Origin of the sequence: Azoarcus sp. KH32C, from assembly GCF_000349945.1 — a bacterium.
Taxonomy (GTDB): Bacteria; Pseudomonadota; Gammaproteobacteria; order Burkholderiales; family Rhodocyclaceae; genus Aromatoleum.
The window spans coordinates 220,223-243,929 of sequence record NC_020548.1; the positions used below are offsets into that span (position 1 = coordinate 220,223).

Annotated in this window: 18 protein-coding genes and 1 riboswitch; of the genes, 4 read left to right on the forward strand and 14 right to left on the reverse strand. The window is 64.2% G+C overall.

Annotated features, from left to right (window positions below):
- Nucleotides 1–30 precede the first annotated feature (30 nt).
- Nucleotides 31–903: a formyltetrahydrofolate deformylase gene (purU, locus tag AZKH_RS23835; protein ID WP_041658037.1), complete on the reverse strand. Its 873-nt coding sequence runs from the start codon at nt 901–903 to the stop codon at nt 31–33.
- Between the two features lie 193 nt (nt 904–1,096).
- On the opposite strand from purU, the gene AZKH_RS23840 reads away from it, so the two are divergent.
- Nucleotides 1,097–2,152: a GlxA family transcriptional regulator gene (locus tag AZKH_RS23840; protein WP_015451862.1), complete on the forward strand. Its 1,056-nt coding sequence runs from the start codon at nt 1,097–1,099 to the stop codon at nt 2,150–2,152.
- Between the two features lie 26 nt (nt 2,153–2,178).
- Nucleotides 2,179–2,388: riboswitch (cobalamin riboswitch) on the forward strand.
- 121 nt (nt 2,389–2,509) lie between these two features.
- Complete coding sequence (gene cobD, locus AZKH_RS23845) at nt 2,510–3,496, forward strand: threonine-phosphate decarboxylase CobD (protein ID WP_015451863.1); 987 nt, start codon at nt 2,510–2,512, stop codon at nt 3,494–3,496.
- 219 nt (nt 3,497–3,715) lie between these two features.
- Here the strand turns inward: cobD and AZKH_RS23850 are convergent, their stop codons facing one another.
- The 4 genes from AZKH_RS23850 to AZKH_RS26470 form a co-directional block, all read right to left on the reverse strand.
- Complete coding sequence (locus AZKH_RS23850) at nt 3,716–3,991, reverse strand: hypothetical protein (protein ID WP_015451864.1); 276 nt, start codon at nt 3,989–3,991, stop codon at nt 3,716–3,718.
- Between the two features lie 32 nt (nt 3,992–4,023).
- Nucleotides 4,024–5,067 (reverse strand): DMT family transporter, encoded by a 1,044-nt coding sequence (locus AZKH_RS23855; protein ID WP_015451865.1) that lies wholly within the window; start codon nt 5,065–5,067, stop codon nt 4,024–4,026.
- 243 nt (nt 5,068–5,310) lie between these two features.
- On the reverse strand, nt 5,311–5,970 hold the full coding sequence (gene narL, locus AZKH_RS23860) for a two-component system response regulator NarL (protein ID WP_041658038.1): 660 nt from the start codon (nt 5,968–5,970) through the stop codon (nt 5,311–5,313).
- Nucleotides 5,971–6,071: 101 nt separating this feature from the next.
- Nucleotides 6,072–7,619 carry a histidine kinase gene (locus AZKH_RS26470; protein WP_015451867.1) on the reverse strand — a complete coding sequence of 516 codons (1,548 nt, stop codon included), beginning with the start codon at nt 7,617–7,619 and terminating at the stop codon, nt 6,072–6,074.
- A 130-nt stretch (nt 7,620–7,749) separates the two neighbouring features.
- Here AZKH_RS26470 and AZKH_RS26475 point away from each other — a divergent pair, with 130 nt between their 5' ends.
- Nucleotides 7,750–9,363: a bifunctional diguanylate cyclase/phosphodiesterase gene (locus AZKH_RS26475; protein ID WP_015451868.1), complete on the forward strand. Its 1,614-nt coding sequence runs from the start codon at nt 7,750–7,752 to the stop codon at nt 9,361–9,363.
- A gap of 17 nt (nt 9,364–9,380) precedes the next feature.
- Here the strand turns inward: AZKH_RS26475 and AZKH_RS23875 are convergent, their stop codons facing one another.
- The 7 genes from AZKH_RS23875 to AZKH_RS23905 form a co-directional block, all read right to left on the reverse strand.
- Nucleotides 9,381–10,154, reverse strand: a complete 774-nt coding sequence (locus AZKH_RS23875; protein WP_015451869.1) for a TorF family putative porin — start codon at nt 10,152–10,154, stop codon at nt 9,381–9,383.
- A 37-nt stretch (nt 10,155–10,191) separates the two neighbouring features.
- Nucleotides 10,192–11,151: an electron transfer flavoprotein subunit alpha/FixB family protein gene (locus AZKH_RS23880; RefSeq protein ID WP_015451870.1), complete on the reverse strand. Its 960-nt coding sequence runs from the start codon at nt 11,149–11,151 to the stop codon at nt 10,192–10,194.
- The gene (locus AZKH_RS23885; RefSeq protein ID WP_015451871.1) at nt 11,151–11,951 is read right to left on the reverse strand and encodes an electron transfer flavoprotein subunit beta/FixA family protein; all 801 of its coding nucleotides are present in this window, start codon (nt 11,949–11,951) and stop codon (nt 11,151–11,153) included. The genes AZKH_RS23880 and AZKH_RS23885 overlap by 1 nt, the downstream gene beginning before the upstream one ends.
- Nucleotides 11,948–13,393 (reverse strand): hypothetical protein, encoded by a 1,446-nt coding sequence (locus tag AZKH_RS26480; protein ID WP_015451872.1) that lies wholly within the window; start codon nt 13,391–13,393, stop codon nt 11,948–11,950. The genes AZKH_RS23885 and AZKH_RS26480 overlap by 4 nt, the downstream gene beginning before the upstream one ends.
- Nucleotides 13,377–15,542: a (Fe-S)-binding protein gene (locus tag AZKH_RS23895; RefSeq protein WP_015451873.1), complete on the reverse strand. Its 2,166-nt coding sequence runs from the start codon at nt 15,540–15,542 to the stop codon at nt 13,377–13,379. The genes AZKH_RS26480 and AZKH_RS23895 overlap by 17 nt, the downstream gene beginning before the upstream one ends.
- Before the next feature lie 214 nt (nt 15,543–15,756).
- Nucleotides 15,757–17,949: an FAD-dependent oxidoreductase gene (locus AZKH_RS23900; protein ID WP_015451874.1), complete on the reverse strand. Its 2,193-nt coding sequence runs from the start codon at nt 17,947–17,949 to the stop codon at nt 15,757–15,759.
- A 61-nt stretch (nt 17,950–18,010) separates the two neighbouring features.
- The gene (locus tag AZKH_RS23905; RefSeq protein WP_015451875.1) at nt 18,011–19,126 is read right to left on the reverse strand and encodes an aminomethyltransferase family protein; all 1,116 of its coding nucleotides are present in this window, start codon (nt 19,124–19,126) and stop codon (nt 18,011–18,013) included.
- A gap of 159 nt (nt 19,127–19,285) precedes the next feature.
- Here AZKH_RS23905 and AZKH_RS23910 point away from each other — a divergent pair, with 159 nt between their 5' ends.
- On the forward strand, nt 19,286–19,798 hold the full coding sequence (locus tag AZKH_RS23910; RefSeq protein ID WP_015451876.1) for a flavin reductase family protein: 513 nt from the start codon (nt 19,286–19,288) through the stop codon (nt 19,796–19,798).
- A 189-nt stretch (nt 19,799–19,987) separates the two neighbouring features.
- Here the strand turns inward: AZKH_RS23910 and AZKH_RS23915 are convergent, their stop codons facing one another.
- Together AZKH_RS23915 and AZKH_RS23920 are read right to left on the reverse strand one after the other, a co-directional pair.
- Entirely contained in the window at nt 19,988–22,144 is a 2,157-nt protein-coding gene (locus AZKH_RS23915; protein WP_015451877.1) for a hypothetical protein, read from the reverse strand.
- A gap of 314 nt (nt 22,145–22,458) precedes the next feature.
- Nucleotides 22,459–23,379 (reverse strand): DUF4238 domain-containing protein, encoded by a 921-nt coding sequence (locus AZKH_RS23920; RefSeq protein WP_172642516.1) that lies wholly within the window; start codon nt 23,377–23,379, stop codon nt 22,459–22,461.
- Between the last annotated feature and the right edge of the window lie 328 nt (nt 23,380–23,707).

Sequence of the window (23,707 nt, forward strand, 5' to 3'; positions counted from 1 at the left end):
GTTGGAGGCACGTTGCGATCCTAGCCCCGTTCAGCGAAACACGACGGTCTTGTTGCCGGCGAGGAAGACGCGGTGCTCGATGTGGTATTTGACGGCACGCGCGAGGGCGAGGCATTCGGTGTCGCGCCCGACGGCGACGAGGTGCTCGGGCCGGTAGGTGTGATCGACGCGCTCGACGGCCTGCTCGATGATCGGCCCCTCGTCGAGATCGGAGGTCACGTAGTGGGCGGTGGCGCCGATCAGTTTCACGCCGCGCTCGTGCGCCTGGTGGTACGGCTTGGCGCCCTTGAAGCCGGGCAGGAAGGAGTGGTGGATGTTGATGGCACGGCCCGAGAGCTTGCGGCACAGATCTTCCGACAGCACCTGCATGTAGCGGGCGAGCACGATGAGGTCGGTGCCGGTCTCGGCGGCGATCTCCATCAGGCGGGCTTCCTGCGAGGCCTTCGTCTCCGGGGTCACCGGCAGGTGATGAAAGGGGATGCCGTGCCACTCAGCGAGCGGGCGCAGATCGGGATGGTTCGACACGATCGCCGGCACGTCCATCTTCAGCTCGCCGGTGCGATGCCGGTACAGCAGATCGTCCAGGCAATGGTCGAACTTCGACACCATCAGCAGCACCTTCGGGCGCGCCAGGGTGTCGTGCATTTCCCATTCGAAGTCCTCTTCGGCCTGCGGCAGTTCCTCGCCGAAGACGCGCTTGAGCTCGTCGAATGACGGTGTGCGCTCGGGGGTCGTCGAAAACACCGTCCGCACGAAGAAGCGCCCGGTCAGGATGTCGTCGAACTGGGCCATCTCCATGATGTAGCAGTGGCGCTCGGCGAGAAAAGTCGAAATGCGCGAGACCGTGCCGATCACGCCCTTGCAGCTCGCTTTGAGTACGTAGATGTTCTTGCCTTCCGTCATGACTGACATTGCGTGTCTCCTGAATCCACCACAGAAGAATCTAATCTTCCGGCTGATCGTCGCTTGCCTGATTGGGACAGTCTGCAGCCAGCGCACGACATCCGTCGTCGCGGCGGATCGCGCAGGGGGAGATCCGAAAATCTGCTGTATATTTTTTGGCGGCCCAGGCACAAGCAGACAATTGGAGACGGATATGGGTGACAAAGCGCGCCAAGCCCCGCGCAGCTTCGACAGCGGCTTACGACATAGCAATCAGGCCTACTTGCAGGGCCAATTGTCCGACGATGCGCACCCGCCCATCTGTCGCCGGATCGCGTTCGTGCTGCTCGAACATTTTTCGATGATGGCCTTCACCGGCGCCGTCGACGCGATCGTGACGGCCAACCTGGTCAGCCACAAGCCGCTCTATCGCTTCGAAACGTACGCCCTGGAGGGGGCCACGGTGCGCAGTGACCTGGGCATCAACATTTCGGTCGATGGAGCCCTGCCCGCGCTGGACGCCAACGATCTCGACATCCTGATCATCTGCGGCGGCTTCCGCTCGAAGCTGGAACCCGGACGTCCGGTCCTCGAAAAGCTGCGCGAGGTGGCGAGGCGCCGGGTGATCCTGGGCAGCCTGTGGAACGGCAGCTACCTGCTTGCACACGCAGGCCTGTTGGACGGCTATTCCTGCACCGTGCATCCGGACAGCCGCGCCGGCCTCGAGGAGCTGCGCCCGCAGGTCAGGCTCCTGCCGAATCCATTCGTGATCGACCGCGATCGCATCTCGTCCGCCGGGGCCAACAGCGCCCTGGGCATGATGCTCGCGGTGATCCGGCATCACCACGGCGAGGAGATGGTGCGTGGCATCGAGGAGATCCTCTCCTGCGACCGGACGCTCGACGATCTGCCTGACAGTCCGATGCCGACCCTGGTGGATAACCCGACCTTTCCCGATGTGCTTCAAAACGTGCTGCAGCTGATGAAGAGCAATATCGAGGAGCCCTTGAGCATTGACGATCTGGCGCTCCACGCAAAGACCTCGCGGCGCCAGATCGATCGTCTGTTCCAGCGCTACATGAACACGACGCCGTCACGCTACTACCTCGAAACCCGCCTCACTCGCGCACGGCGCCTGCTGCAGCAGACCAACGAGCCGATTACCACCGTTGCGATCGCCTGCGGCTTCACGAGCGCCCCCCATTTCAGTCGCTGCTACCGCGAGTTCTTCGGCATGTCACCTTCGCAAGTCGGCCGTAGGCGTCCCTGAAACGCTTCCCAAACGACTTTGGCGGTGGATATACTTTGATGATGGGTGCCTGCCTCCACGGTCGTGGAGCGGGTGAAACGGGAAGCCGGTGACTCTTGGACGACAAGACATTCCGGCGCAGCCCCCGCTGCTGTAAGCCTGACGACTCCGCCTCAAGCCACTGTGCAATGCACGGGAAGGCGGCCGGAGAAGACTGAGGGCAAGCCAGAAGACCGGCCCAGATGAATTGTTGCGATTCCCCGGGGTAACGGGAATGCATCTGATGACTGGCACCCGGTCCGTCTGTCCACCGCCATTCTTCCGACCTGCAAGACCTTTCCCCTCCGTACACCGTTTCGCTGTTTACCGGAGCTCTCCATGCTTTACCACGGTGGCCGCGTCATTGCCGCGTCCCTTCAATACGGCATTCCTCCCGCGGAATGGCTCGACCTTTCGACCGGCATCAACCCGCGCGGCTGGCCGGTGCCGAGCTTGTCGCCGGCCTGTTGGCAGCGCCTGCCGGAAGAGGATGACGGTCTCGAAGCCGCCGCAGCAACGTATTACGGCAGCGCGCGCCTGCTGCCTGTGCCGGGGTCGCAGGCCGCCATCCAGACGCTGCCCTCTCTCTTCCCGCGGGCCTCGGTGGCCGTCTTGGGACCGCTCTACAACGAGCATCCCCAGGCCTGGACGAAGGCCGGGCACGAGGTCCGGCACATGGCATATGCCGATCTGGCGCAAGCGCTCGAAGCCGAAACTCCGGTTGTCGTCTTATGCAATCCGAACAACCCGACCGCCGGGTCGCATCCGCGCCCCGCCATCCTGGGCGCAGCCAAGGAGCTCCAAGGTCGGGGCGGCTGGCTGGTGGTGGATGAGGCTTTCGCCGACCCTCTGCCCGCGGATAGCGTTGCCGCCCTGGCCGGCAGTGCGGAGGCACCCAACCTGATCGTGCTGCGTTCTCCGGGGAAATTCTTCGGCCTGGCCGGCGCGCGGGTGGGTTTCGCATTCGCCGCGCGGGAAATCCTTGTCCGGCTACGCGAGATCATCGGCCCCTGGGCCGTCGCCGGGCCGTCCCGTGAGGTCACCAAGCAGGCGCTTGCCGATCGCAAGTGGCAGGCAGAGACGCGAGAGACGCTTTTGGCCGAGGGGCGGCGCCTGCAGCAACTCCTGGCGCCGCTCGGCCAGGTCGCCGGAACGCCGCTGTTCGCCACGGTCACGACCGACCGGGCCCATTCGCTGGTCAAGCACTTTGCCGAACGGGCCATTCTCGTCCGCCATTACGATCCTCAGCCGCTGGTTCGATTCGGGCTGCCGGCCAACGAGATCGACTGGCAGCGCCTCGCCGTGGCAATTTCGGAATGGCGGTAAGCAGGTCGAACATGAGCCCGTCTTGAGGCGACGCCCTTCAGAGAGGGCATCGCCTCGCGGACCCGACTGATGTTGGCTAGATCTTCGTCACGAACGTGCGCGCATGGTAGAGCGGCACCAGACTCAACGCGAAAATGACGATCAATGCGAGCGTGTCCGCTCCCGGATACCCCCAGAATTGCGACATGGTCCGTCTCCTTGTCCTGCGGTTGAATAGGTTCAAAGCAAGCCTGTGTCGGCCATTCGCTGGCGGCCGAAATCGCTCAGGGCGAAGCGGAAACGCATCTTGTCGCTGTATGCGTCGAAACGCTCATCGAGGCTCTTGACCAAGCCTCCTGAATAGAGGTCGGTGAGGATGACGCGTATTGACCCGTGCCAATAGGGGCCGTCCTTGCCGTATTCCGCACATACCGCGGTCGCGATCTCGTTGTCCCAGATCCCCTCGGTCTGGGCGATGAGTTGCAGGATGTAGCCTTTGATGTGAACCCTTGCCATCTGTCATCTCCTCGCTTCGAGTCCTTGCGTATTCACAGGGCGCGCACGACTTCGAGCACGTCGCTCTTTTCCGTGTACATCAGGAAGGCGCCGCCCACGACCAGGGCGAGGCCGACCAGGAAGTTCCAGGCCGGAAACTGCAGGGTGAAGACGGCCAGGAAGACCACCGCGAAAGCGCCGTAGAGTGCAGCGATCGCCTGGCCCCGGCCGACGCCGATCAAGGGGAAGGACTTGTACCACGACACGTAGCAGAAGCCGAAGGTGATGCCGGCGAGCAGCAGCCACGTGAGCGCCTTGAGATTGAAGGCGGCGAGGATCAGACCGATAACGTCGGCATCACCGAACAGGGCCAACGCGGGTAGCACGAGGCAGGACCAGTAGAAGACTTCGGCGGCGAAGCGGACGGTAATGCCGCAGTCTGGATCGGTCACGTCCAACGCCCGGCCGGCGAGCGCTCCTTCGATGCCCCAGCCCAGCGCCGCCATGGCGCCGCCGAGATAGCCGAGCCACGACACCTTGCTCGTCGAGGCGTTGGACAGCTCGCCGAGGATGCCCGGGGCGTAGATCGCGATCCCTCCGCCGACGATCACGAGGATACCGAGCGCGGCGCGCATGGTGATCCTTTCCTTGTACCAGGCGCGGGCAATGGTGGCCCCGACGATGGGATACAACAGCCCGGAAATCGCGGCAAACACTGCGCCGACGTAACCCATCGCCAGGAAGGAACCGAAAATCGCCATCGGCCCGCCGAAGATCGCGGCCGCGAAGTACCACTTGGAGATCTTGCGCACTCGCGTCGCGGTCCTGACGAAGTCGCCGAACTTGTCCAGCACGACCAGCCAGAGGAAGAGGAAGAGCAGCACGGCGCAGGCGTTGAACGTGGTGATGACCGCGGCGGCGGTCAGGAACTGCCGGGTATCGTTCATGTCGATCGCCGCGAACGGCTGCTCCTGCCAGATCGCCGCACCCGGCACGTACCACGCCCCCCAAAGCACCGCGCACCACAGCGCCCAGATGAAACCCCAGCGGATGCTCCGGGCGCGAAAGGCGGCTTTCGCATAAATTGCGGACGTCATGACTCCTCCTTGTTGTTTGATACGTGCCGAACAGGCGGCACATTGGCCTTCGTCTCCATCCGTTCTCGCGACGCGCGGCGGGAACGTGTGAGGGAATTATTGGAAGAGCCGGAGGGCGCGACAATGCTCCAAAGGGGCATACCCACAAGTAGGCATGGGGAAGGCGTGCTTGATGCAGAAATGAATGCGGCGGCCGGCGCCAAGGGGGCGCGGGCCGCCGCGTGTCGCGCAGGTCAGCTCAGGTCAGGATGCCGAGCGCTGGCGGGCGTCCTCGCACTGGTGACGCCAGACCACGGCTTCCAGGCGGGAATGAAGATTGAGCTTGTACAGCACGTGCTTGACGTGCACCTTGACGGTGCCGACGCTGATCCCCAGCTGGCGCGCGATGGTCTTGTTGCACATGCCTTCGGCGAGGAAGTCGAGCACCTCCGCCTCGCGTGCCGTGAGGTCGGCTTCGGTGGCCGGCATCGGCTGCCCGGTCGCCACCGCCTCGATGAGGCTGCCGGTGACCGCCTCGCTCAGCACCGCGGCTCCCGTGAGCGCCTTCTTGAGCGCAATACAGAGCTCATCCGGCTCCATGTCCTTGAGCAGGTAACCATGGGCACCAGCCCGCAGCGCGGCGACAACGTCGCGCTGATTGTCGGACACGGTGAGCATGACGAAGCGGGCTTGGACGCCGCGTTCGCGCAGCATCGTGAGGGTGTCGATGCCGTTCATGCCCGGCATGTTGAGGTCGATGAGGACGACGTCCGGCTTGAGCCGCTCCGCCATCTCCACCCCTGCCGCCCCGGAACCGACCTCCCCGACGACGCGGAAGTCGGATTCCATCTCGATCAACTGCGCAATGCCTTTGCGGAAAAGCGCGTGGTCGTCCACGATCAGGACGGTGTGACTGGTCTCCACCACTGTCGGTCTCCAATGTCGTTATCGTCGCCTGTGCCGGCGACTTATTTACTGCCCGGCGATGGTACTCCGTCTTCACTGCCCTGTCCGCGGCGCCGTGCTCACCGTTCCAGGATCGTAGGCTTGAAGCGCACCGTGACGCGGCAGCCGCCCTCCGCCCGGCGCTCGATCGACAGCGCGCCGCCCAGGCTCAGCGCGCGCTCGCGCATGATCGTCGTACCGTGGTGGTTGCGGGTGTCGACCACCGGATCGAAGCCTTGGCCGTCGTCCTCGACCGTCACCGCGGTCAGGCCGTCATTGAGCAGGGACAGCCGCACCGTGGCCTGGGTGGCTCCGGCGTGACGCACGACGTTCGACAAGGCCTCGCGAACGATCTGCACGACATGGAACTCCTCGTTGACGTCGAGCCGGCAGGCGCCCAGGCGGTTGTCCAGCGTCATCGCCACGCTGCTGCGGGCGCCGTACTCGTCCAGTGCTTCTTCCAGCGCCGCCGCGAGGCCCCCGGCGTCGATCTGCATGCGGAAGGTGTTGAGCAGTTCGCGCAACTTGCGATACGCGCCATTCAGGCCCTCGCGCACCTCCTCCGCCGCGCCCGCCACCTCCTCGGGTCGTGCGCCGCGCTGGAGCAGCTTCTGCATGCGGGTGACCTGGATCTTCATGTAGGACAGCGATTGGGCGAGCGAGTCGTGCAGCTCGCGGGCCATCGAGGTGCGCTCTTCGATGAGGGCGATGCGCCGGCCTTCCTGATTGCGCCGACAATGGGCGATCGCCATGGCGAGGTGCTTGCCCACCAGCTCCACCACTTGCAACAAGGACGAGAGGCTTTCGGGTTCGTCTCGCCCGATGACGAACAAATGACCGTAGCGTGTCTTGCCGTCACCCAGCGGCACCGCCAAGCCCTCCCACAGCGGGCCGGCCTGCACTGCTCCCGCCGGCAGCAGCTCGAACATCTGGTAGCGCCCGGCGACCGGCAAGGCGCGGAGCTGTTCGAGCTGGGCCCAGCCGAGCTCGCCGGCGTGGATCGCCGGCGGAAGTTGCATGGACTCGCGCACCTCCTCGTTCAGGCACACCCCGCAAACCCTCGCGCCGAGCGCCTCCTGCACGATCTGCGACAGTTTCGTCAGCGCCTGCTGCCCCGGTGCCGGACCCGCAAGTTCGGACATGACGCGGTCCAGCAACTGCAGCCAGCGGTCGGGTGGCGGGGCGTGCGCATGACCGTTGCCGGCGGCCTCGCGGGCGGCCTGCTCGATGCCGCGGCGGCGCAGGCGGACACCGAGCCCGGCGCCCCCCAACGCAACGATGAGGAGAGCCATGCGCACCGCGATATCCACGCGCAGGTGACGGCGCAAGGCCTCGGCTACGGTGAGCGTCGCCGTCTCGACGAGAGGCAGGGCACTGGACACGTTGTCGAAGGCATCTGCCGGCACCGCGTCCGGCAGATCGATGCGAAACGGAAGGTCCGCGAGCAAGGCACGGCTTTCCTCCAGCCACTCGCGCGCGGCCGCATTGTGCGGCTGCGGCGGGAGCGCGGACGCACGTTCCTGCAACTCCGCGGCACCGGCGATGAAGCGCACGGCGTGATTGGTCCACGCGGCGGTGAGGATCGGCTGCGCCAGCAGGAGCATCGCTGCACCGGCCGCCACCGCCATCACGACTATCCAGGGCAGCGACCACGCGCCTTGCGGCGTCGATCGAAGCCAGTATGATGGCCAGGCGCGGCTGGAATCTATTCGATCGAACATCATCGTTCCACCTACGGAGAGTCCTGGAGGACAGCTCATGCTGAGCCTATGGCTGTATCTTGTCGGCGCCGCCACCGCCTGTGCATATGCGCTCGGAGCGAGCATGGCGTGGATACCGGCATCGCCCGCGCTCGCGGTGGCAAGCCTGACGGTCGCGTCGATATTCATATTTTCGGCAGAACTGTGCAACCGACGCGCGCATATGCAGGCCGCCGGCCGCGCGTCTCTCCCGGCGGCGCCTCTCGCCCAGGACGATCACTCGCTGGTCGACGGGATCGACGACATCGTCTTCCAGACCGATACGGATGCCACGCTCACCTTCCTCAACCGCTCCTGGAAGGACATCACCGCCCTCGATACGCGCGACTGCGTGGGGCATTCGTTCTTCGACTACGTCCACCCGGACGACCAAGCGCTCAATCGCGAGCAATTGCTCAAGGTGCTGCAGCCCGGGCAGGAAACCTGCCGCTTCGAGACCCGCCTGATCTGCCGCGACGGCCGGCAGTGCTGGGTGGACGTGCGTCTCAAGCCGCGTCACGGACGGCGCGGCGGGATCAACGGCGCCACCGGGATCATGACCGACATCAACTCGCGCAAGCGCGCCGAAGACCTGCTGCGCGCCCGCGACCGCAGCCTCTCCACGCTGCTCGATCACCTGCCCGGCATGGCCTTCCGCTGCCGCAACGATCGCGCGTGGACGATGGAGTTCGTCAGCGACGGCTGCTTCGAGCTGACCGGCCACGAGGCGGTCGATCTCCTCGATCACGCGTCCTACGACCAGTTGATCCACCCCGAGGACCGCGCCTACGTATGGGACTACGTGCAGAGCCAGCTTGCCCGCCGCAATGCGTTTCATCTGCGCTACCGCATCCGCACGCGTGAAGGCCGCGAGCGCTGGGTCGAAGAGCGCAGCCGTGGCGTGTTCGCCGGCAACGGTACGCTGCTCGCGATCGAAGGTTTCATCTCCGACATCAGCGACCAGAAGCGCGACGAGGAGCGGGTTACGCGGGAATCGCTGCGCGACGCGCTGACCGGACTGAAGACGCGCGCACTGCTGGGCGAGTTCATTACGGCCGCCTTCGAGGCCGAGTCGGCGGCGGCGCGTCCGTTCGCGCTGCTGTGCCTGGACGTCGACAATCTCGCGCGCATCAACGAGCGCCACGGCCGCGATATCGGTGACAAGCTGCTGAGAAGCGTCGGGCAGCGGCTTAGCCGACTGTGCCGGGCGGGTGCGGCAGTGGGACGCAACCGGGGTGAGGAGTTCGGCATCCTCGTTCATCTCGGGCAGCCACTCCCCGACGGGCGCCTGCCGGCCCTGCCCGATATGGCGGCCTTCGTCGGCGCCGATGCGGGCGAGGAGCATGTGTCGGCGGTGATCTGCGCAGCCGCATGGGCCGAGGCCATCGCGGCCCTGCTCGACGCGCCATTCGAGATCGATGATGCGGCGATCTCGGTCGGCGCCCGCATCGGCATTGCGCTCAGCATCGATGGCTCGCACGACGCCGACGCGATGTTCCGCGACGCGGGCCGGGCAGTCTGCACCGCGCAGTCGCAGATTCCGAACAGCGCTGTGCGCTACGCGTTCGCCGGCGCCCAGTCCCAGCAGATTGCCCAGGTTTGGCGCCACGCCGCAGGCGAATTGCCGCGCTAACCGCCCCCCCACGCCCCCTAGAACGAGCGCGACAACCCCACGATCCAGTGCCCTTCGCCGAGGTCTTTGCCGTCGGCCACCCATAGGCTGCTGTCGGCATTGGTCTTGGTATAGGCCAAAGACGCGGTCCACCCGGCACCGAAGGTCTTCGCGAGGCTCGCCCGCCAGTCGGTGTAGCTGAACGCGCTGTAGCTGCGCACGCGTTGGCGGCCCACGTGAAGCCCCAGGACGACGTCACCCGGCAAGGGCACCTTGGCGTTGAGCTCCAGGTATCCGCTGCCGCGCGAGCTGCCGCCGCCCATCGAGTCGTGGTTGAAGCCGAAAAAGTCCGTCAGTGTGTGGGAATACTTCAGCGTGAGCCATCGCCAGCCGACCGACCCATAGGCCTCCAGGGTGTTGTAGCTCTCGTTGGTACCGGGGAGCTTCGGGTGCTCGGGGTAATAGAACTGAAGCAGGCCGATGTCATAGCTCCAGTCATCCACAGTACCGGCGTAGCCGCCGTAGAAGTCCACCTCCAGACTCGCGTCGTTGATGGCGTCGCTGCTCACGTTGGTTCCCCACACCCCCGTATAGAGGCCGCTGGCGTGCGCGTAGTCGAAGCCGCCCTGCAGCGCGGGATGGTTCTGCGTATAGGTGATGCCGCGGAACACATAGTTGCTGACGAAGCCGACGTTGCTCGTCACCGTGTGCGGGCTCGCCGCCTCTTCCGCGTGGCTGGCCGGGGCGGTGAGGCCCGCAGCGCAGAAGGCGAGACAACCGATCGCGCGCCGCGGCAAATGCTGAATCTTCATTGAAGTCCCCCTGAGGGGGCTTTCGCCCCCGTGATGCTCAGAAATGGTTGCGCAGTTCCTGACCGATCTCGAAGATGTCGCCGACGATCCCGTACCGGGCGATCGTGAAGATCGACGCCTCGGGGTCGGTGTTCACCGCGACAATGGTCTCGACGTGCTTCATCCCCGCCATGTGCTGCACCGAGCCGGAGATGCCCATGGCGACGTAGAGCTTGCAGGCTGCCGCCGTCTTGCCGGACTGGCCGACCTGCCGGGCCTTCGGCAGCCAGCCCGCATCGGCGATCGGCCGCGAGCAGCCGAGCGTCGCGCCGACGCTGTCGGCGAGCTCCTTGAACTGCTCGACGTTGTCTTCCTCGCCGACGCCGCGGCCGATCGAGACGATGAACTCGGCGCCGGGGATGTTGACGTCGTCCCCGCCGGCCGGCTCCTCGAAGCCGAGATGCTGGCTGCGGGGCATGACCGCCGGCGCCGGGATGGCCGAAACGGCGGGCTCGGCGAGGGTCTCCACCGGCTTGTAGGAACCCGGGCGCACGGTCAGCACCACGACGGAACGCCCGGGGAAGTCCACTTCGATGTTCACCTTCTGGCCGTAGCCGGAGCGCGTCGCCACCCAGCCATCGGCGTCGCGTTCGATGCCGAAGACATCGCTGGCGAAGCCGTAGCCGTTCTTCACGACGAGCGGCGCTGCGTAGCCCAGGCTGTCGACCGAATGGGCGAGCAGCACGAGCGAGGGCTCGCGCGCCTCGATCAGCGCCCGGACCGAGGCCTCGTAGATCTCCGGATCGAAGGCGTCGACCACCGCCTGCACCGTAAGGATCTCGTCGACGCCGGCGAGCTTCAGCTCGGCAACGTAGCGCTCCGGCGCCTCTCCGATGACCGCTACCCGCACCGGTTCGCCGGTCGCGTGCTTCAGCGCTACCGCGGCACCCACCAGTTCGCGGCTCACCGGCCGCAGCTCGCCATTGCGATGCTCGCTGACTACCAGAATTCCACTCATCACGCTGCCCCCCCGAATTCCTTGATGATTTGCGCCAGACGCGCTGCCTGTTCCGCAGGCGTTCCCTCGATCATCTGGGCACGTCCCTTCTCGGGCACATACATGCGGCGCACGCGCGAAGCCGAACCCGCCGCCCCGAGAGCATCTGCCGTCACGCCGAGCGCTTCGGCGTCGAGTACCTCGATCGGACGCTGAGCGGCCTGCTTGATGCCGCGCAGTGACGCGTAGCGCGGGGTGTTGATGCCGAGTTGCAGCGTCAGCACGGCCGGGCAACCGATGCGTACCGATGCGTAGCTGCCGCCTTCGAGCTCACGGCGGACCGTCGCGCTGTGGCTGCCGGGAACATAGTCCAGCGCCGCGACCACGGCGGCGTGCGGGAGGTCGAGAAGCCCCGCGAGTGCCATTCCGGTGGCGCCGCAGGCGTGGTCCGCGGCCTGCACCCCGGCGAAGATGAGATCGGGCGATTCGCGTCGCGCCAAGGCGGCGAGCACGCGCGCCACGCCGACGGCATCGGCATCCTCTAGGGCGTCGCTCCACACCCGTACGGCGCGGTCGGCGCCCTTGGCGAGGCACTTGCGCAGCTCCTCGTCGACACTCTCCGGGCCCACGGTGGCGACCACCACCTCGATGCCCTCGCCGCCGGGGCCTTCCTTCAGGCGCATCGCCTCCTCGAGCGTGTAGTTGTCCCACTCGTTGAGGTCATGGATGAGAAAGTCAGGGTCGACGTCGCGGCCGTCGTCGCGGAACTCGAAGTCCTCGTCGAGCGTGGCCACCTGCTTGATCGGCACTAGTATTTTCATGTCGTCTCCTTGTGCTCCTTGGGTGGATGGGGGTGGTATTGCAGCTGCGGCGTGGCATCGCGCCGCGCGAAGTGCTGGAAGACTCGGAAGCGCACCTGCACGTCCGGGTCGTCGCGCATGCGCCAGCGGTCGGTGTCGGCGAGGCGGGGGTGGTCGACCGCCATGGCGCGGTGCAGGGCGTAGCCGTCCTGGCGCAGCAGTCGCAGCACCGGGCGCGGCGTGCGCGGATTCAGGATCACCGCGCGGCGCACGTCAGGGCAGTCGTGGACGGCCAGGCGGGCAAGCCGTGAGGGCGCCGTGGCGGGGTGGCGCGCAACGCCTGCGAGCACATCCACGTCGCTGCTTCGGGCGAGGCGCCGCAAGACCGCAAATGGGATGTCGTCACGATAGGCCACTGCGGCCTGCACCCACGCGACCCCGTCGCGGCTCAGGCGATCGAGCAGTTCGTGCGGGCAATGGGGGTGTCGGGCGGCAGCACGACGCACCTCGGAATCGGCATCGGCGGCCGGTCGCACGAGGAGCTCCGGCGGGCAGGCCGGGTTGCGCGCGAGCACGCGGCGGACCCAGGCGTCGGAGTCGTCGACCAGGCAGCCGGCAAGCACAGGCGAGAGGTCACGCCGGGCAGCGACGGCGCGACGCACGGATGCATCGGCATCGAAGCAGCCCGTCACGAGCGCCGCCAGCGGCGTGCCGGGGTTGGCGGCCGCGGCGCGCCGCACGACTGCGTCGCGGTCGTTCGCGAGTTCGGCGAGCAGCGCCTGGGGGGCGCGCGTCTGCCGGGCGAGGCAGCGGCGTTCCAGAATCGATGCCGGAACCGTTGTAAGGAGTACGTCCGGGCAGTGCGGATGCAACAGGATCTGGGCGCGCACCGCCTCGTCGTCCGCCTCGGCCCACAGCGCAATGAGCGTGTCTTCGGCGGTAGCGAGGTTCACTGCCAGCAGGCGCTGTAGCACACCGATGCGGTGCTCGCTCACCGCTGCCAGCACATCGGCGGCCACCCCACCGTTCTCGCACAGCGCGCGCAGCGTCTCGATCTCGTCGGCAGCAGCGGCAATCTGCCCGAGGATGACCTTGGGCGTGTGGGCATGGCGAGCGATGAGCTGGCGCTGGCGGGCGCTCGTGCCCGCGCGCCACAGCGCGGCGAGAGCGATTGCGGGCGTCGCCGGATTGCGCGCAAGGCGCAACTGCAGAGCTTCGTCGTCTTCGAGCGCGGCGAGTCGCGCGAGCACCGCCGACGCGACAAAGTGCGCCGAGGCAAGCGCCAGGCGGTCGCGGCGCTCCCCGAACATCCGCGCCTCGAGGCCGGCGCGGTCCGACGGCGCGGCGTAAGGGTAGAGCGCGGCAGCGACGAAGGGGGCGTCGTCCGCGCAAGCCCGAGCCGCCAGCTCGCGCCATTGGCGCCGAGCCGTGCCACGGGTGCGCGGATCAGGCGAGGAGCGCATCTTCTGCATCCTCACGCACCGCGCCCGGTACCGAAGCGGGGCCGGCGAGCGCCTCGGTGATGAGCTCGATGAGCTCGCGCACGACGAAGCGCCCTTCGAAGCCGCTGGTCTTCAGCGCGTCCTCGAACATCGTGAGGTCCTTCGGGCAGCACACCACGAAGACCTCCAGTCCTTCGATGTCGCCCGCCTCGCGCATGCGGATCTGCGAGGGTTTCTCCGCGCCCACAGGATCGGGCATCCAGATGCGGCCACCGCCGGCACCGCAGCAGAAGGAGTTGTCGCGGTTCCGCACCATCTCGACCAGCTCGCAGCCGAGCGCCTGGAGAATCCGCCGGGGGGCGTCGTAGCCCTTGTTATAGCGACCGAGGTGGCAGGGGTCATGCAGCGTGACGCGATACCCCAAGGGGCGCGGGACCCTTAGCGTGCCCTCCTCCAGCATGCGCTGCACGAAGCTGGTGTAGTGCTCGATCTCGTACTTGCCGCCGAAATCGGGGTATTCGTTCCGGATCGTGTTGAACGAATGGGGGTCGGTGGTGACGATGCGCTTGAAGGTCGAGGCGGCCAGCATCGCGATGTTGTTCTCGGCCAGGAGCTCGTAGAGGCCCTCCTCGCCCACCCGGCGCACGTCGTTGCCGGCGTTGGATTCGCCCTCGAAGAGCAGGCCGTAATCGACGCCCTTGTCGTGCAACAGCGTGGCGAAGGCCTGGCTCACCTTCTGGTTGCGTGGATCGAAGGCGGCGTAGTCGCCGACGAACCACAGCACGTCCACCGCGTCCTTGCGCGCGTCCTTGATTTGGAAGGGGAGCGCCTTGGTCCACGCGGCACGCTTGCGCTTGGATTCGCCGAACGAGTTGCCGGTCTTGTGGATGGTCTGCAGGGTCTTCTGCAGCTGCGGCTCCATCGCGCCGTCCTCGACGAGTTTTCTCCTCATCTGCACGATGATGGGCACATGCTCGATCGCCACCGGGCAGATCTCGACGCAGGCCATGCACGTGCGGCAGGACCACAGCGTCTCCATGAACACCTGGCCGATGTCCTTGCCATGCACCGAGAGCTTCGCCTCGTCGGGCAGCGCGTTCTTCTGCAGCGCCTCGTTGGCGAACTCGCGCAAGGACAGGATGACGTCGCGCGGCGACAAGGGGGCGCCCGACGCCCGCGCAGGACAGGCTTCGTGGCAGCGGCCGCACTTGGTGCAGGCGTCGAGGTTGAGGAGATGCTTCCAGGTGAAGTCGGTGATGGTGGAGTAGCCGACGCGCTCGCTGTCGGCCGACTGGCGCGGCAGGCGTTGGGCGGCAAGCGGGTTGCGCAGCATCAGCGAGGCCGGCGCGGTGACAATATGCTTGACCTTGGTGAAGGGAATGAGCGCGATGAGCGTGAGCGCCAGCGCGCCGTGGAACCACCACAGGCCGCTACGCAGGGCCCCCGCTCCATCGGCGTCCAGGCCCGCGCCGCGCATGGCCTCGGCGACGAGCGCACCGATCGGCGACCACCAGCGCAGCTCCCACACTTCGGGGCGGGCCTGCAGCCACACCAGGCGGGAGGCTTCGAGCACGAAACCGGTCGCGCCGATGACGATGAGCGTCCACAGGAAGGCCCAATCCTCGCGGCGATAGAAGCTGCGGTCGTAGTCCGGGTCGCCGGGCTGGCGGTCGGGGCGCGCGTAGTCGAGCTTGGGCGGTTTGATCCAGCCGCGGCGCGCCATCATGTAGAGCAGACCGCCGATGAGGGCCACGCCGGCGAGATCGAGCACCAGCGAAAACCACAGGTAGAAGTCGCCGGTCCAGACGCTCCGACCCATGAGGCGGGCGATGACGTCGTAGTCGAGCGCGATCACTGAAGTGCCGACGAAGAGCAACGCGAAGCCGAAAAAGATCAGCCGATGCGCGCGACCGGCGGACGGATCGCGGCGCACGAGGGTGCGGTGGGAAAGCACCGTGCGGCACATGTCGATGAAGCGCGGGACGAGCTCGAGCGCGACGCCCAAGGGCTGGCCGCGGCGGTACTTGCGGATCTGCACCCAGGTGCCCCAGCAGAAGACACCGATGGCGGCAAAGCCGACGACATAGAACAGCGCGATGGCCGGCGACGAGAACCCCTCGAAGAGGATGCGCGTCACGTGTTGCGGATCGAATCTCTCTGTAGCGAACATGGGCGATGGTCCGTCTGATGTGGCGGGTGCCGGCCGGGCCGGCGTCCAGCGCCGCGTATGCCCCCTCTCCCCGCAAGGAGAGGGACGGGGAAAGGGGGCGGCGACGCAGGGGACGGTCGGATCGGGGCGCGGGAGGGGGCAGGCCCTCCCCTACCCTCGTCCGGACGGGAGAGGGTTGCCCGGCACCGGACCGCCCCCTCGGGGGCTACGGCGCTTACACCTTGTACTGGATCTCGAAGGTCCCGCCCGGCTTGTGCGGCGTCCCCCACACCGCCACCTCGCGGCGGTACGGCAGCGGCAGCTGGGCGTTTTTCTCCTCGATCTCGCGCGCCAGACGGTGGCCGCTGAAGGTCGCGTCGGCGATCAGGCGCGGCGCTTCGGCGTCACCGATGAGATACACGTCCTTGATGCCCTTCGCCGCCCACTGGTCCTGCGCCGCCTTGAGTTCGCGGAACAGGCTGTCGTTGGAGCGCCGGCCGGTGACCAGCACCAGCGAGTCGAACTCGAGCCAGCGGTGCGTCTTGTTCGTGTCGCGGGGCAGGTTGCCCGGGCCGCGATAGGTGCGCTTCGAGCCGTCGCCCCAGATGTTGTACACCTCCAGCGCCCCCGGCTTGATCTGGCTGCAGAAGTGGTCGCCCATCTCCTTGACGCCGAGCTCGTGCAGCCGCCGCATCATGTTCGGGTACTCGAGCGTGAAGTGCATGTAGTTCGCCAGATGCACCCCGCTGACGATCGTCACCTCGTGCCCCGCCACCGCCAGCTTCTCGGCGAGGCTCGGCGCCATGAAGTAGGTGTCGGCGTTGAGGATCACGACACGCTTGCCGATCGGCTTCTTGCCGGCGATCACCTGCTCCGGCGTGAGCTGGTCGTCGCGGGTGGCATCGGCGCCCGGGATGATGTCGTGCGAGAGGCAGTTCGTGCCGTCGCCGACCCAGTGCGCGCCCGTCGCGATGACGACCTTCTCCGCGCCGTACTCGAGGATTTCCGCCGCGCTCATCGGCTTCTGACCGAGGGCGAGCTGGTGCTGCTTGTTCTGCTTCAGCAGCTTGGCGATCTGCGTCTCGCGGTAGTCGCGGTGATAGCCCCATTCGCCCAGGCCCGGCAGCGTGACGACCTGATTGAGGTGGCCGCCGATCTTCTCGGCCGTGTCATAGAGGTGCACCGTGTGGCCGCGCTCCATCAGCACGCGCGCGCACTCGGAACCGGACGGGCCGGCGCCGATCACGAGCACCGCGTCATCCGACTTGGCCTTGGCGAACTTCTCGGGATGCCATCCGCGGCGGTATTCCTCGCCGGCCGTCGCGTTCTGCGTGCAGATCATCGGCGGCCCGCCGATCTCCCAGCGCGAGATGCACACGTTGCAGCCGAGACAGACGCGGATGTCGTCGACGCGGCCCTCTTCGATCTTCTTCGGCAGGTAGGGATCGGCGATCGAGGGGCGCGCGGCGCCGATGATGTCGGCATAGCCCTTGGTGACGATCTCGGCCATCTTCTCCGGATCGGTGTAGCGGCCCACGCCCAGCACCGGCTTCTTCGACACCTGCTTGATGAACTTGGTCCAGGGCACTTGGTGGCCCTGCTGGTAGAAGCGCGACGGACCGGCGTCCTCACCCCACTCGGCGATGTCGCCGACATCGACGTCCCACAGGTCGAGCAGCGAGTCGGCCATCTCGACGAAGGCCATGCCGTCCCTTTCGACCTCGATGCCGGCCTGCCCGTACAGCGAGTCGACCGCAAAGCGCGTCGCGATCGCGCAGTCGTCGCCAACGGCGCGGCGCACCTTCTCCAGCGTTTCGAGCCAGAAGCGGGCGCGGTTCTGGACCGAACCGCCGTACTTGTCGGTGCGCTTGTTGTAGTAGGGCGACAGGAACTGCAGCGGCAGGTAGGAATGCGCGCCGTACACATAGACGATGTCGAAGCCAGCATCACGTGCGCGCAGCGCCGCATCGACGTAGAACTGCTGCACCTGGGCGATGTCGTCGAGGTCCATCTCCTTGCAGTAGGTCAGCGTCTCGAACTCGGAGGCATACTGGCTCGGCCCGCGCGGCGTGGCGCGGCTCTCCATGCAAGGCGCATGAGCGCCGCCGTACCACATCTCGATGCCGGCCAGCGCGCCGTACTTGTGCACCTCATCGGTCATCGCGCGCAGGTTGCGCACGTCGCCTTCGTCCCAGATGCGGGCTGACAGGCGATGGGTGTCATCGGACTCGGGGTGGATCGAGCAATATTCGGTGTTCATCGCCGCCCAGCCGCCTTCGGCCTTCATCGAGCGGTGCGCAGCCTGGAATCCGGGCAGGTTCGAGCCGGCGCCGATGCAGTGCGGAACCTGATAGAAACGGTTGCGCAGGGTTTTCGGGCCGATCTGGATCGGTTCGAAGAGAATGTCGTAACGGGGATCGCGGGCCATCTTATTGTCTCCAAGTCTCCAACCGGTGATGAAACGGGATTTGCAACTCCGCCGCCTGAACTCAGGCCGCCTGAACTCTGGCGCGCAGGCGCAGTGGGTCATAGAACGGCGTCCTCACGACCACACCGCCGTGGTTGCCGGTGCCATCGCGGATCTCGACCTTCGTCCCGAGCGCCTTGTACTCGGGCTTGAGGTGAACCAGCGCGAGGGATTGCATCAGGTAGCGGCTGAAGGAGGCGCTGGTCACGACGCCGGCCTCCTTGCCGTCAACCAGGATCGGCGCCCCGGCCTCGACTGCGGCGTCGTGACGTACGGCGACCCCCGCCTGGAAGAAGCGCTCCTTGCCGCGTGCCGCGAGCAAGGCCGTCTTGCCGACATAGTCGGCGGCCTTGTCGGCATCGATCGCCCAGCCGAGATTCACCTCCCAGGGCGTGGTATCTCCCTCGGGCATGTCGAAGGGGAAGAACAACAGCCCAGCCTCGATGCGCGCCACCTCGAGCGAATCCCACGAGCAGGGAATGACGCCGTGCGCGGCGCCCACTTCGAGGATCGCATCCCATAGGGCCACGGCATGCTTGGAGGCGCAGGCGAGTTCGAAGCCCTGCTCACCCGAGTAGCCGCCGCGCGAAACGGCCACCGGCAGACCGCAGAGCGTGGTCTCCCGATGTTCGAAATACGGCAGCGAGGCGAGCTCGGTGCCTATATGGGGCTGCAGCAAGGCGGCCGAGCGCGGCCCCTGCAGCGAAAGCATGTGGATGTCGAGATCCTGCTCCCAGCTCACCCGACGTCCCTCGCACAGCGCGGCAAGTTGCGCCTGCGTGGTGCCGCTGCCGTGGGACAGGCGGAACGCCGACTCGCCGTCGCGGATCACCATCAAGTCGTCGCTGATCGCGCCGCGTTCGTCGACCAGGGCTGCCAGCCGCGCGGTGCCGGGACGCAGGCGATGGACGTCGATCGGCACCAGCCGGTCGATCACCGACGCGGCATCGGCGCCCGACACGCGGACGATGTTCAACGCACTGATGTCATAGAGGCCGGCGGCGGTGCGCACTGCGACGACTTCGTCGTGCGGGTCGCGCCGATATCGCCAGGGAATCGGCATTTCGTTCCAGGTCGCGCCGTCCAGACTCGAACCCAGTTCGCGATGGCGAGGGTTCAGAATCGAATTTCGTGTCATCGGAAATTCTCCGCTTGGGTTGTGATCGCGGAGCCGAGTATGGGCAGCTCCACTAGGCGGGAAAATTTCTACTTGGCACTACTCACTAGGTGGTATCGATGCGTCCTATGCGAGAGCGCTAGCATCGGCGCGTGTTCAGAGTCGCCTCAGGAGACCAACGTGATCGACTCCCGCGAGCTTCGCAACGCACTGGGCCATTTCGCGACCGGTGTCACCGTTGTCACGACGCGCAACGCGGCCGGCGCGCCGATCGGCGTCACCATCAACAGCTTCGCATCGCTGTCGCTCGACCCGCCGCTGATTCTTTGGAGTCTTGCGAAGAAGTCGCACAGCCTCGCCGCGTTCGAGGCCGCACCGCATTTCGCGGTGCATGTGCTCGCGGCCGACCAGCGGGCGCTGTCGGACCGGTTTGCGCGCAGCAGCGACGACAAGTTTGCCGACGTCAGAGCGTCGAGCGGACTCGGTGACGTGCCGCTGCTGCCGCACTGCGCCGCGGTTTTTCAATGCTCGGTCGAGCACTGCTATGACGGCGGCGATCATATGATCGTCGTCGGCCGCGTGCAGCGCTTTGCGACTGACGATCGGCCTCCATTGCTGTTCTACCGGGGTCGCTACGCCAGTGGGGATGACGCGCCGCAGGCGCTTGGGAGCCTTGTGCGCGTAGTCTGCTGACTGCACCCGGCCACTTCCGCTCTGTAACCCGTCCTATCGGCTACGTATGCAACTTGGCCGAGATCGAGTAATGGCTGTATTCACTAGAATTTGGACACACCCGGACGAGAAAGCATGAACGGGTCTCTTCAATAACACGCTCCACCATCGTCGCAGACCGGACCTTCTGTGTCGTACTGTTGAATGTCATTAATTCATCGTCGGAATGGAAGCAGTCAGTTTTTCCCGAAGCTCGAGCCAAGTCATTTTTACAGATATGTTTGCCACGGCCTTTTGGTCTACGAAGTAGATCTCGACATCAGGGTCGCGTACGGGTAACAGCAACTGTCTAAACGGCACGTCTACCTCACCCACTCCCCAGCTGCCGTTCTGGCTGAGTACGACGGCCGGCCATTTGCAACCACTCTCAAAAATTTTGCGAGCGCTCTCTCGCATGCCGTCCCAGTCGAGCGCCATGTCGGGCATTTCACCTACGGTATGCAGGATGGCAGGGACGGCTTCGTCAAGCCCTCTTGCTCCAAGGTCCCGAAATGCGGAGAGAAGGTCGACTGCCGGAATTGTGTTGAACAGCGAAGGCTGGACAGCCAGCTCAGCAGATGAAGTGATTGCAACTCGGCGCAGGAACCCCCGGAGCGCGCTCGTCCTAGAGATCCCCATCTCAAATGGGTTCGCGTTGTTCAAGAGCGGCCCCAGCATTTCGCGCAGGGGATTTGCTAACGCCTCTGCATTTGCATGCACAAAGGCCTGCTGCTCGCGCTCGTCGAGCCAGTCACTAAAAAACAGTGCCCCCCAGCGGCCTAGTTCGAAGCACCGCTGATGTACCGGGTTGTCTTCCCCAATCAGGTGATCCATGACCCACGTGCACAGACTTGTTGCCGAGGACGCACGCGTGCTTTTAGCAGACGACAACGGCGGGGGCGGCTCTTCAACCTCCGCAACGGTCCTGTAAATCTCTGCCATCTCAATAGCTACGCGCGTTGCCTCCAGCAGGGTCCATCGCATTAGAGCAGCTAGGTTTCGCTCCTCGTTTGCGGACTCCTGCGATATCTTGGCGAGCGCTTCGTGGAGACCTAACTTAATACCTGTCTCAAAAGCATCACTGCATCGAACGACTCCATCGGGAAAGGGGATGTCGCCGCAGATGTTCCCGATCAGCGGAAGCGCAACGTCTGCGTGAGTCCAATCCAGCCCGTAGTGCTCGATATATGGAATATATCTCTCACGAACATCTTGGTGACAGATGAATTCACGTGCGTAATCGCCGAGGACACCCCAAAACTCGAAGTAAATCGGTGACGCCCTACGTCTGAGGAGCGCCATTTTGTCATCCCAAGCACATGCGGTCTCAAACATTGGACTGTACTTCCCACGAAGCACTGGGAACGCGTCCTTAGCGATCTTGTAAATCGATGAAGGAACCTGAGAAGGCATATCTTTAGCATGCTGTTCCAAGTAATCGGTGAGCTTGGACGAGCGAGTCGGGAGACCATGCCTGCGGCACCATGCGTGCATTGCGATAGGGTCGACGCCGCAAAGCGTCAAACTCCATTGGCCGTTCCCAAGGTTAGCGTGATCCCTCCATAGCATGACGAAACCATGAGACTCATGACGATCTCCCGACCTTGCAATGATGTTGATCGCTGTGATCAGCGCTACCGGGATCTGTTCATCATCCTCTTCATCGTCGCCATCACCGTCTTCGTATAGGTATACATCGATTGTTTGCAGTGCCTCTTGAGGCAGACCATTGCCACCTCGAAGCTGCCAAGCATCGGGAACATGGCAAGTCAGGGTGAACGGCCGCGAGTCAGCTGAGACTTTAAGCGCAAGGCAGTGCTTACCTGACCATGTGTTGAAGTTCGAGATTGCATGACTCAGGAGAGTGTCCCAATGCGTGGAGATCACCACGAAGTTCACGTCAAAGTCCCCAAGGAAGGGAAGCGCGTTCCTCAGTTCCTGTTCGTATCCCGCGAGCTCGGTGACGGCCTGCCGCTCGGTCAGCTTGTCTCGCTTGATCTCGAAGACCACTAGCGTTCTCGACTCGGGGTTGAAGCACAGGATATCGGGGCGCAGCACCTCCCCTGTAGTCAGGGAGATACTCTTGTCGACTGCAACGATATCGAGAAGCGTCAAGTTGTTCAGCACAGTGGCTGCAGCGCGTACGTTCGCCCTTCGCGACAGATGATCGAATCCGAACGCAGGAATACCGACACGTTGATCGAACGATTTGACGGCAGCGTCAATCCGCGCCGACTCGCCTATGGCTTCAGTCAATGACTCAGCCTCAATCAAGTCAACGAGCCACTTTGAAATTTCGCTTTCGAGCGACGTGTTGCTACTTGCCATCTTCCCCTCCGATATTCCGTGTCAAGCTCAGCTATATTTCGCAAAATCTAGCACCAGGAGCACCGGTCATTTGCGTCCTACCCAGTCTTCCTGCTACGTATTCCCGATAGCTACTGATTGGAAATCAGTTGCCAGAAATCCTACCGACGGCTCATTCTGAAATTGCCCCGCGCTCACCTTGACGCTTGCGTGAACTCGAACACGCCTCGCATTATCGTCGCAGTGCAGATGTTTCGTCGATACTTGAAGCGACGTAACACAATATCAATTCGATCAAATGGATAACGTCTGACGGCGCGCCTGCGCGCCGCGAATCAATAAATTTGACCATCTCCCCTTAGCCGACGCTCAATGACAGGAAGGTACTTTGTAAGTTGATTCGCGCTGCTGAAATATATCGACCGCCTCGCATTGAAAATCATCTGACAATTAATATCTCTCAGTTCGACATAGCTAATGTTGCTGCGACACTCCAGCCTCGCACCCAGTCCGATATGATCGATCTCCATCAACACGTGCGGGCTCAACGGCATCCGGCCCTTAATCTCGTCAAGTTGGCGCACAGCTCCGCCACTCAAAATAACAGGAGCATCAGAATTAATAAACCTTCCACCGCAGTCCGCATAGTTCAATCGAATCTGACAGCCCTTCCTTACTATGTCCGCAGCCATCGCCAGTGCAGAGATCAGCAGATGCATCTTGATGAATTCATCTTTCTGTTGAGCGTCTAGCTGGTGATTTCCGTGATATATCTCCATCATTTCGCCAGACATGAGATGGCGGATTTTCGGTGTGCGGAACAGCTGTAAACAGAAGAAGAATATCAGGCTATCAAACGCTTCGAAAATTCCGTTATTGATCAATTTTTCAACGCGCTTTACGCGCCGCAGCGCTTCATCTATCCTGGTTTCAAAATATCCGTAGAAGTCTTCAAGAAAATTATCCGTCTTGTGTTGATAATCGAAATTCTTCATGAAATCGATGAAACATAGCATCGGACGATAGACTCCGTTCGACTCACCTCGATTCACCCTCTCCGCAAAAGTGTAGTGGAGTAGGTCAATTACCCTTTCGTCGAAGCTAAAGACATTGAACTTCCCCTCCGCCCCGACATCACGCCCTGTTTTTTCAAAAGACTTCCTTTTTTGAAGATCGTACACATAGATGATTTTTGGCATTCGCCATGCTTTGAGATAACCATCATGCACGAAGTGATGTACCTTCTTCTTCGTCATCTCTAACGTCAACCTGTTAGTTTGAATTGCCCCGGCTCTTCTAGACACCTCAAATAATCTTCCCCCATGCATCATGAGCTGTAAAAGGGCTGCAACTCCATTGGTAAGCAGCCTATGCCACTTGATAATCTTACATCCACTTTGGCCGAACAGCCGTCCGCGAGCCGCAGTACCGAACGGCTACTCCATTCTGTTATCTATCGTTGAATTTTTGACGGCTCGACTTGCTGCACTGGGTTGCGGACTCAGCCGGTGGATCGTCGCCGCAACGAATGACGGCAGTCGAGAGTGGGCGTTCGGCTCCTCAGAAGCTGAGATGCGCGCCCCC

What these genes read in the sequence shown, in the direction of transcription:
- purU (WP_041658037.1), bottom strand. Translation starts at nt 903, where the DNA reads ATGACGGAAGGCAAGAACATCTACGTACTCAAAGCGAGCTGCAAGGGC.
- AZKH_RS23840 (WP_015451862.1), top strand. Translation starts at nt 1,097, where the DNA reads ATGGGTGACAAAGCGCGCCAAGCCCCGCGCAGCTTCGACAGCGGCTTA.
- cobD (WP_015451863.1), top strand. Translation starts at nt 2,510, where the DNA reads ATGCTTTACCACGGTGGCCGCGTCATTGCCGCGTCCCTTCAATACGGC.
- AZKH_RS23850 (WP_015451864.1), bottom strand. Translation starts at nt 3,991, where the DNA reads ATGGCAAGGGTTCACATCAAAGGCTACATCCTGCAACTCATCGCCCAG.
- AZKH_RS23855 (WP_015451865.1), bottom strand. Translation starts at nt 5,067, where the DNA reads ATGACGTCCGCAATTTATGCGAAAGCCGCCTTTCGCGCCCGGAGCATC.
- AZKH_RS26470 (WP_015451867.1), bottom strand. Translation starts at nt 7,619, where the DNA reads ATGGCGGTGGCGGCCGGTGCAGCGATGCTCCTGCTGGCGCAGCCGATC.
- AZKH_RS26475 (WP_015451868.1), top strand. Translation starts at nt 7,750, where the DNA reads ATGCTGAGCCTATGGCTGTATCTTGTCGGCGCCGCCACCGCCTGTGCA.
- AZKH_RS23875 (WP_015451869.1), bottom strand. Translation starts at nt 10,154, where the DNA reads ATGAAGATTCAGCATTTGCCGCGGCGCGCGATCGGTTGTCTCGCCTTC.
- AZKH_RS23880 (WP_015451870.1), bottom strand. Translation starts at nt 11,151, where the DNA reads ATGAGTGGAATTCTGGTAGTCAGCGAGCATCGCAATGGCGAGCTGCGG.
- AZKH_RS23885 (WP_015451871.1), bottom strand. Translation starts at nt 11,951, where the DNA reads ATGAAAATACTAGTGCCGATCAAGCAGGTGGCCACGCTCGACGAGGAC.
- AZKH_RS26480 (WP_015451872.1), bottom strand. Translation starts at nt 13,393, where the DNA reads ATGCGCTCCTCGCCTGATCCGCGCACCCGTGGCACGGCTCGGCGCCAA.
- AZKH_RS23895 (WP_015451873.1), bottom strand. Translation starts at nt 15,542, where the DNA reads ATGTTCGCTACAGAGAGATTCGATCCGCAACACGTGACGCGCATCCTC.
- AZKH_RS23900 (WP_015451874.1), bottom strand. Translation starts at nt 17,949, where the DNA reads ATGGCCCGCGATCCCCGTTACGACATTCTCTTCGAACCGATCCAGATC.
- AZKH_RS23905 (WP_015451875.1), bottom strand. Translation starts at nt 19,126, where the DNA reads ATGACACGAAATTCGATTCTGAACCCTCGCCATCGCGAACTGGGTTCG.
- AZKH_RS23915 (WP_015451877.1), bottom strand. Translation starts at nt 22,144, where the DNA reads ATGGCAAGTAGCAACACGTCGCTCGAAAGCGAAATTTCAAAGTGGCTC.
- AZKH_RS23920 (WP_172642516.1), bottom strand. Translation starts at nt 23,379, where the DNA reads ATGACGAAGAAGAAGGTACATCACTTCGTGCATGATGGTTATCTCAAA.